This window comes from Pelomonas sp. KK5 (assembly GCF_001984095.1).
Classification (GTDB): Bacteria; Pseudomonadota; Gammaproteobacteria; order Burkholderiales; family Burkholderiaceae_C; genus KK5.
In genome coordinates this window covers 1-2,329 of sequence record NZ_LYVQ01000423.1, presented here as the reverse complement: position 1 = coordinate 2,329, position 2,329 = coordinate 1, and the positions used below count along the sequence as shown (strand labels likewise).

Here is a 2,329-nt window from a genome sequence, read left to right as displayed (position 1 = left end):
GAGCAGGGCCACGCGCCGCCCCAGCAGCTCGATGCGGCCGCCGGCGCCGGCGGCGGCGTCGGCCGTGGTGCGGCTGTCCGCGCCCAGCGTCAACTGGCCCGGTGCCGCCTGCAGCACGATCTCCCCGCCGGGCCCGACGCCCAGCGCGTCCGCGCGCACGACGCCCAGTTGGTTGACGCTGGCGGCCTGCACGTCGATGCGGCCGCCGGCGATCGAGCCGAGGTTCAATGCCTCGCCGGCCGGCGCGGTGACATGCACCGTCAGCCGCGGCGCCGCGGTGTCCAGCAGCTCGATGCTGGCGCCGGCGGCCAGCACGATCTGGCCGCCGGCGGTGTCGATCAGCCCTTCGTTGCGCACCCCGCCGGCGCCGGCCAGCAGCAAGACCTGACCCCCGGCCGCGCTGCGGATCTCACCCTGGTTGAGGACCTGGCCGGTGGCCGCCTCGCCGCCGGTGAAGGCGTAGCGCCCGGCCGTCCAGTCGAGGTCGTTGAGGTTCAGCGTGGAGGTCACGAGGCCCGCCACGTCCACCCGCGCGCCGGAGCCGAACAGCACGCCGTTCGGGTTCAGCAGCCAGACCTGGCCGTTGCTGGACAGCGAGCCCAGGATCTGCGAGGGGTCGTTGCCGGTGACGCGGTTCAGCACCTTGCTCGTGCTGCCCGGCTGCTCGAAGCGCACCGCATTGGCCGCGCCGATCGAGAAGCTGCTCCAGTTCAGGATCGCGCCGTTGCTGTTGGTGACGGTCAGCTTGTTGCCGTTGACCACCGCGCTGGCCTGGCCCTGCTGGACCTGCAGGCCCGTGGGCAGCGCGGGGCCGGCGTGGACGATGCCTGCCCACGCACACCCGGCGAGCGCGAGCGCCAGGCGGCGCGGGGCGAGGATCGTTCGTTTCACTGTGACGTGCTATCCAGTTGCCGTTGCTCGAAGAGGTAGTCACCGCCGCTCTGGTGGCCGGCCGCGCTCGACGCGCCGTACTGCGGGCGCTGCGGCAGCTCCTTCGCCACGGCGAAGCGCACCCGCTCGAACACATTGCCACCGGGCTGCCAGTTGCTCAGCTTCTCGAGCTGCTGCATCAGGTTGTAGGAGAACGGCGAATGGCCCTGCTTGCCGGCGTCGGACACCGGCTCGTTGCCGCCCGAGGACATCACCACCACCGACTTGCGCTGCAGCAGCTCGTTCGGGTCGATCGGCGTGGCGCTGGCGCGGATGCGCCCGTTGGCATCCACCAGCGAACCGGAATAGCAGCTGTCGGAGATCAGCGCCACCTGCGAGGCGCCGATCTGGCCGACCAGCTTGCCGATGTCGTTGTTGCTGAGCCAGGTCTCGGGCTTCTTGGCGTCGGCGTCGGAGAGCAGCCAGTAGCCCTGGCCGGTCTGCTGCACCAGGTCGCCGTGGCCGGCGTAGTAGATGACGACCGAGTCCTTCGGGCCCGCCGTCAGCGCCACGCGGTTCAGCGCGGCGATCACGGAAGCCTTGGTGGCGTTCGGGATCACCACGGCCTCGTAGCCCAGCTCGGACTCGAACAGGCGGCCGACCGACTGCGCGTCCTTGACCGCACTGCCCAGCGTCGGGATGGTGCTGTCCGCGTAGTTGTCCACGCCGATGATGACCGCCACCTTGCGCTCGATCTGCGGCAGCGCCGCCTGGCGCACGTGGCGCCGCGTCAGCGGCAGCGCGGCCGTCGTGGCGGGCACGGGCGCCGCCGAGGGCGCTGCGGCCGGCGCGGGTGCCGGCGCCGGCGCGGCCTCGGCGTCCTTCTTCAGCTCGGAGGTCACCAGGCAGGTGCCGGCGGCCGCGTCCTTCATGGTGGCGCAGCCCCCCACGTCGGCCAGCGCGGGGTTCTCGCTGAGCTTGTAGATGGCCTCGGCGAACAGCTGCTTCTTGTAGCGGTCGCGGGCTTCCAGCATCGCAGCGAGCTGGTCCATCGACAGGTCGGACAGGCGCACCGGCCCGAAGTCCACCGCAGCGGCCAGGCCGGCCAGCGAAGCGATGCCGGCGCCGGTCGGCGCGGTCAGGTCCAGCAGGCCGGCGGTCGCGCTGGCGATCGTCGCGGTCGGGCTCGGCGTGGCGTTGTTCAGCGAACTGGCCACCGTCTGGTCCGTCGGCGGGGTCACTGTCGGCGTGTTCAGCGTCAGCGCGGTGGCATTGCCGGCCGCCTGGACGAACACATAGTTCTGCGCCGTCAGGCCCTGGCCGTTGATCGCATAGCTGCCGGCCGGCGAGGCGGTGGTGGCCGGCGTGACGAAGGCCAGCGTGCCGCTGGTGGCGTTCGCCTGCGTCTCGCCGCCGACGAAGCCGGTCACGCTGCCGGACAGCACCGGGATCGCGGCGC

At 72.1% G+C, this 2,329-nt stretch carries 2 protein-coding genes; both read right to left on the bottom strand.

The window, feature by feature from the left end; genetic code table 11:
- Nucleotides 1–891, bottom strand: an 891-nt coding sequence (locus B0W88_RS31245) for a filamentous hemagglutinin N-terminal domain-containing protein (protein WP_144007121.1), incomplete at its 3' end; no start/stop codon positions are given.
- On the bottom strand, nt 888–2,329 hold a 1,442-nt coding region (locus B0W88_RS31240; protein ID WP_144007120.1), incomplete at its 5' end, for a caspase family protein. The genes B0W88_RS31245 and B0W88_RS31240, both read right to left, overlap by 4 nt.